A 4861-nucleotide genomic window follows, 5' to 3' on the forward strand; every position below is an offset into this window, starting at 1 on the left:
ATATAGCACTGCACAAAATACATCATACAAATCAAGTTTCCTTGGTTTTGTTTTCTTTCTGCTACTCTCCGGTATTGGTCTAATTTTTTCAAATTGTTCTTTACTTATATTGCTTGGATAGCTTTTTTGCATAGATATACCTCTTTCTTAACTATGCTTATTTTACCTCATATTTTCGAGATCCTTAACAGGTTCTAAGGATTATGACGACCTATCCCAAACCTCAACTATATCTTCACTAAACTCTATTATCTTTGTTTTTTTAAACTGATAACAGTTGTTAATGAATTGAATCCCTAAATCTCCTACAAAAGGAGTGGCATCATTGCCTAAAATTTTACCACTGCGGCATATTATCAACCTGTCGATTAAATTACACTTTAATAGTTCTGTGATTAACACTCCTCCACCTTCAACTAATAATCTTGTTATACCAATTTCTGAAACAAGTTTTAATGCCATGTCCTTTAGGCAAACCTTACCTGCGTTGCTTGAATTAACTACTAAGTAGTTAATGTTTTTTATTTTTTTCTCTACTTCTTTATTTGTGATGACCCAAGTTATTACTTTGTCTGCAGTCTTTGCAATGTTATGCTCTCCCTTTAATCTCCCTTGACTATCTATAATTAGCCTTATTGGCGATCTACTTCCGAGTCCTGGTAATCTGCAAGTTAAGAGTGGATCATCATTAATAAGAGTATTGCTGCCAATCATAATTGCATCATATTTCGTTCTGAGCTCATGCACCCAGTTTCTCGTATTTTCACTTGTTATCCATTTGCTATCGCCTGTAAATGTTGCGATTTTTCCGTCAAGAGTTGTTGCGACTTTGCAAGCTATAAATGGTCTATGTAATTCTTTAGTGGTGAAAAAACCGACATTCAGTTCTTTTGCCTCTTTTTGCATAATACCTTGCTCAACTTCAATTCCTGCCTCTTTCAGAGCTTTCATGCCTCTGCCTGAAACTCTACTATCTGGGTCAATAGTTGCAATTACTACTCTTTTTATGCTAGCTTTTATGATTTTTGCAGTGCAAGGCCCCGTGACTCCGTGATGACAACATGGCTCAAGAGTGATATATATAGTTGCGCCATGAGTTGAATCTTTAGCGTTTTGCAAAGCGACTACCTCCGCATGCGGACGCCCACCAATCCCTGTGTATCCCTCACTAACAATTGTACCATCCTTTACAATAACACACCCGACAGCAGGATTTGGTGCAACATTTCCAAGATTTTTTTCTGCAAGCCTTAATGCAATTGACATGAAATGATCATCAGTCATTAGAAAGAAGTCATTTCGTATGAGGTATCAAAAATTCTTCTGTGCTCGTGTATAGCAAATCTATCTGTCATACCTGAGATATAGTCACATATTATTACTGAACGCTGAGATTCACAAGCGAGTTTGCTCCACTCTGTGGGAAGTAATCCTGGGTTTTCATAAAAACATTGAAAGAGTTCCTGTATTATGCGTTTTGCTTTGTTCATCGTTCTACTCAGTTTATAGCTTCTGTATATTTTCTCCATGTTGAATCTTTTCATTTCTTTTGTAGCATTCGCAACTTCTGGTGAAAATGTGACTAGCATTTTATTTAGACTTCTTACATCTTCTACGCTTTTTATTTTGTGATCTTCAATATTTCTTTCAGTCTGAGAAACAACATCACTTATCATAGTTCCTATAGTTCCACTCAGTGACTCATGTATGAGTTTGCTCTGAGGCAATTCTGAATATCTGCTCCTTATGTCTTTAAACATTTTTTCAATTAAAGGAACATTCAGCAAATCTTCGATGGTTACTAAATTCGCCCTGAGTGCATCATCAAGATCGTGAACACTGTAAGCAATATCATCGGCAATTGAAGCAACTTGCGCTTCAATGCTTGAAAATTCTTCAAGTTTTAGATCATATTTTTTGTTGTATTCTAATAACAGCTGACTATTTGTAGAAGACTCCGCGTTTTGACCAAGCAAGGGACCGTTATGTTTTGCAACTCCTTCAATCACCTCCCAACTTAGATTCATACCATCAAAATCAGCATGTTTTTGTTCGAGGTAAGTTAAAATCCTTATAGCTTGAACATTATGATCAAACTCATACTTCTCGTTATCAAGATTCAAATCTTGAACTGATTTCTTTAGAGCATCTTCACCTGCATGACCAAATGGAGGATGACCAAGATCATGTGCGAGCGCTATGCATTCAGTGATATCCTCATTTAAGCCAAGTCTACGCGCAATGGACCTTGCAATTTGTGCAACTTCAAGGCTATGAGTAAGCCGAGTGCGATAGTAGTCGTGCTCATAATTGATAAAAACTTGTGTTTTGTACTCCAATTTTCTAAACGCATTAGAGTGAATGATACGGTCCCTATCACGCTGAAAGCAGCTGCGATTCTCATCTTCTGGCTCTTTGAAGTATCTCCCTTTTGTTTTGCTCGGAAAACATGCATAATTTAATAGAAAATTATTGTTTGACATGTAAAATTTCTACTATAATAAGTTATCAATAATAAACGGTGGTTACTATGTCAACAAATTACAACATCAACTTAACTGATAATGCACTAAAAAAAATCCACTCTCTTGCAGAGCAGGAAGGGGATAAGAGTTCCATTTTACGGGTTGCAGTTTCAGGTGGTGGATGTTCTGGCTTCAAATACAATTTTCTTATGGATCAAATGAATAAAAATCTATCTTTGGACGATGATTACGATGATGAGTTTGATGACGAAGACGAAGATGATGACTATGAAGAAAGTGAGGACTATAGAAGCCACTCCAGTTTTAGCGAAAAAGGTAAAGATATAGTAATTAATGATGAAAATGGAAACCCTGTATTAATGGTTGATAATTGTTCAGCAAAATTTTTAAATAACTCAGTTATAGATTATACTGAGGATCTCAGCGGTTCTGGTTTTCAAATAAGGAATGCCTTTGCTAAATCCCAGTGTGGTTGTGGCAACAGTTTTTCGGTTTAATTATTACTAAAACTTAGATGCCTTCTGGATCTTTTAAACATGGGTGGTAATGTAGCACTAGAACTAACTTCCGTAGATAGAAGCTTCAAGAACAATTCTGCTGTTGTAAAGGATATCAACTTAAGTGTCACAAGAGGGCAAGTAGTAGCGCTGATTGGCGATTCAGGTGCAGGGAAAACAACTATATTGCAAATCGCAGGCTTGTTGGACAAGCCAACTTCAGGTATAGTTACGATAGATGGAATAAATTGCACACAAGCCAGTAATAAGCATAAAACTCATGTAAGAAGAAATTTTCTTGGTTTTGTTTATCAATTTCACTATTTGTTACAAGAGTTATCGGTGTTGGAAAATATTATGCTTCCTCAACTCATTGCAGGAAAAAGCAAAGCTGAAGCAAAAAAAAATTCGCAAGCAATGTTGGAAAAATTTGGTCTGGAAAACAAAGCAAGTAGCATGGTATCTGAAGTTTCGGGTGGGGAAAGGCAGAGAGTTGCAATTGCAAGAAGCATTGTAAATTCTCCAAAGCTTTTACTTGCAGATGAGCCAACAGGAAACTTAGATCCAACAAATTCTTTTAAGGTGTTTTTACTGCTACATTCATACGTAAAGGAAAATAACAGCTCTATGCTTATAGTAACACACAATCATCTCCTTGCAGAAAAGGCAGACTGCACTTTCCAATTGAGAGATCGATCATTAGTGAAGTTGTGAATAGGAAAAATAGCACAATTTCTATGCCCTATACTTATCTAACCAATGATCATTAACAGAGTATAACTCGCATGAAATGCTTTCATTGCTTTTTATACATGGACTTTTTAACTTACGCTGTTTACTTAGGAAACACCCCGATAACATAAACACAGCTAAAACAAAAAATAATAGCTTTTTAAACATAACAAAACCCTTTTATTTATATTACTACACTCATTTCTCTTATTTGTAAAGATTAGGCATACTCTTTTACCCTTGCCTCTTTTTTGACCTTTTGAAAAGAAATAGTTGCACTATCCAAGCGCAGTTTTATATAATTGCCCACGATTTGAGTCACTTCCTCTTCTTTATCCTTTAGAAAGTGATTAGTATCATCTATTATATAGTATTTCATGTGATCACTTCTTACTGAATTTATCAACCTTTTTGCTAATTCTGTTACATCGCTTTCTTCTGAGATTGTATCATTACTGCTTTGTATTATAAGCCCAGAAACTGGACAGGGAGAAAGAAAAGAAAAATCGTACTTAGTTACCGGAAGAGAAAGAGCAATAAAACCCACTATCTCAGGGCGGCGCATTGTTAGCTGCATAGCCACCCATGCTCCAAAAGAAAAACCAGCGATCCAAATTGGAACATTGCTAGGATTATGTTCCTGAAGCCAATCAATGGCTACCGCAGCGTCAGTTAATTCTCCTATACCCTTATCAAAAGTTCCGGTAGATTTTCCCACACCACGAAAGTTAATTTTCAATGCAGAAAAATTGTTATCGATAAAAGACGTATATGTACTATGTACAATCTTACTATCCATATTACCACCATATTGAGGATGATGATGTAAAACCAGCACAACCGGCGCGTTGGCATCTTTGCTTTGGTGGTATTCACCTTCTACCTTTCTTGTTGCATTATTTAAAAAAACTTCAACCATGGTAACTCCTAATAAGAACCCGCTTGACAGGTATTGATGACGTGAGTTATTAATTATGTATTAATTTCGCTGTTTTTGCAATAAATTTTTTATCGTGTTAAAGCTAACGTACATAGTTATGGCTATAGTTGATGGTAAACTTATTTAAGTGACAGATGAATGGCTTTGTTGCATCGCTCTTCGGATAGTAGGTAACGTACAATAAATTCATGAAGCTATCTCAAACT

5 protein-coding genes and 1 pseudogene are annotated in these 4861 nt (G+C 35.9%); 2 read left to right on the forward strand and 4 right to left on the reverse strand.

Going from position 1 to position 4861, the window contains the following annotated elements; translation table 11 throughout:
• The 3 genes and pseudogenes from OZD63_RS01010 to OZD63_RS01020 form a co-directional block, all read right to left on the reverse strand.
• A pseudogene (locus OZD63_RS01010) lies at positions 1 to 132 on the reverse strand (IS5/IS1182 family transposase); the annotation flags it as partial.
• Positions 133 to 201: 69 nt separating this feature from the next.
• A complete protein-coding gene (ribD, locus tag OZD63_RS01015) occupies positions 202 to 1284 on the reverse strand; it encodes a bifunctional diaminohydroxyphosphoribosylaminopyrimidine deaminase/5-amino-6-(5-phosphoribosylamino)uracil reductase RibD (RefSeq protein ID WP_274979379.1) in 1083 nt (360 codons plus the stop codon).
• The gene (locus tag OZD63_RS01020; RefSeq protein ID WP_275007866.1) at positions 1284 to 2483 is read right to left on the reverse strand and encodes a deoxyguanosinetriphosphate triphosphohydrolase; all 1200 of its coding nucleotides are present in this window, start codon (positions 2481 to 2483) and stop codon (positions 1284 to 1286) included. The genes ribD and OZD63_RS01020 overlap by 1 nt, the downstream gene beginning before the upstream one ends.
• A 47-nt stretch (positions 2484 to 2530) precedes the next feature.
• On the opposite strand from OZD63_RS01020, the gene OZD63_RS01025 reads away from it, so the two are divergent.
• Positions 2531 to 2983: a HesB/IscA family protein gene (locus OZD63_RS01025; RefSeq protein WP_275007867.1), complete on the forward strand. Its 453-nt coding sequence runs from the start codon at positions 2531 to 2533 to the stop codon at positions 2981 to 2983.
• 39 nt (positions 2984 to 3022) lie between these two features.
• Entirely contained in the window at positions 3023 to 3697 is a 675-nt protein-coding gene (locus tag OZD63_RS01030; protein ID WP_274979376.1) for an ABC transporter ATP-binding protein, read from the forward strand.
• Between the two features lie 238 nt (positions 3698 to 3935).
• Here the strand turns inward: OZD63_RS01030 and OZD63_RS01035 are convergent, their stop codons facing one another.
• Positions 3936 to 4634 carry an alpha/beta hydrolase gene (locus tag OZD63_RS01035; RefSeq protein ID WP_275007868.1) on the reverse strand — a complete coding sequence of 233 codons (699 nt, stop codon included), beginning with the start codon at positions 4632 to 4634 and terminating at the stop codon, positions 3936 to 3938.
• Positions 4635 to 4861: the final 227 nt, after the last annotated feature.

The sequence above is a fragment of the Wolbachia endosymbiont of Drosophila leontia genome (assembly GCF_028981785.1).
GTDB classification, from domain to species: Bacteria; Pseudomonadota; Alphaproteobacteria; order Rickettsiales; family Anaplasmataceae; genus Wolbachia; species Wolbachia pipientis.

What these genes read in the sequence shown, in the direction of transcription:
- OZD63_RS01025 (WP_275007867.1), top strand. Translation starts at nt 2,531, where the DNA reads ATGTCAACAAATTACAACATCAACTTAACTGATAATGCACTAAAAAAA.
- ribD (WP_274979379.1), bottom strand. Translation starts at nt 1,284, where the DNA reads ATGACTGATGATCATTTCATGTCAATTGCATTAAGGCTTGCAGAAAAA.
- OZD63_RS01035 (WP_275007868.1), bottom strand. Translation starts at nt 4,634, where the DNA reads ATGGTTGAAGTTTTTTTAAATAATGCAACAAGAAAGGTAGAAGGTGAA.
- OZD63_RS01030 (WP_274979376.1), top strand. Translation starts at nt 3,023, where the DNA reads ATGGGTGGTAATGTAGCACTAGAACTAACTTCCGTAGATAGAAGCTTC.
- OZD63_RS01020 (WP_275007866.1), bottom strand. Translation starts at nt 2,483, where the DNA reads ATGTCAAACAATAATTTTCTATTAAATTATGCATGTTTTCCGAGCAAA.